Source organism: Luteolibacter pohnpeiensis, from assembly GCF_016595435.1.
GTDB classification, from domain to species: domain Bacteria; phylum Verrucomicrobiota; class Verrucomicrobiia; order Verrucomicrobiales; family Akkermansiaceae; genus Luteolibacter; species Luteolibacter pohnpeiensis.
Map to the genome: position 1 here is coordinate 1 of NZ_JAENIJ010000174.1, position 622 is coordinate 622.

A 622-nucleotide genomic window follows, 5' to 3' on the forward strand; every position below is an offset into this window, starting at 1 on the left:
GTGGTGGGGCGACCCGAGGTGCCGCTGACGAAGTGGCACGGGGTGACTCCGGCCCAGGCGGCGAGCTGGCGGGCGTTGCTGAAGTGGGTGAGGTCGGGGATCTCGGCGAGCATGAGGTGACTGCTGATTTCACCGATGCCGGGGATGGAGCGGATGAGCTGGTCGCTCTTCCTGATGGTATCGCTGGATTTGATGATGGCGTTGATGCGGAGACGAATGGCGGCGAGTTCCTTTTGTTCGGATTTGATTCTGCGGCTTAGGGATTTAAGGACGATGGGATCGATGGCGGCTTCGCATTTGGTTTTGAGTTTGGCGATTTCGCGGGTGATGGATTCGGTGTAGCGGACGAGGTCGGTGAGTTGTTCGTTTTCAGTGGTTTTTGGAGTCCAGGGGGTGAGGTCGTTTTGTTCGGCAACGAGGAATCGTGCAATGAGTCGGGCGTCAGCGGTGTCGCTTTTGTTGCGTCTGAGTTTTTGGTTTCCGAAGGCTTTGATGCGCCTTGGATTGACGAGGAAAAGGGCGTGGATGCCGTGTTGATGGAGGGCTTTTGAGATGGCGATGCTGTAGTGGCCGGTCTGTTCGAGGCAGGCGGAAATGGCGGCGGGTTTTGCGAGTTTGGCGA

General features: G+C 57.7%; 1 protein-coding gene. It reads right to left on the reverse strand.

All coding sequences use genetic code 11. The annotated features are described in order from the left end of the window. A partial coding sequence (locus tag JIN85_RS20835) for an IS110 family transposase (protein ID WP_200274475.1) occupies window positions 1-622 on the reverse strand: 622 nt, incomplete at both ends.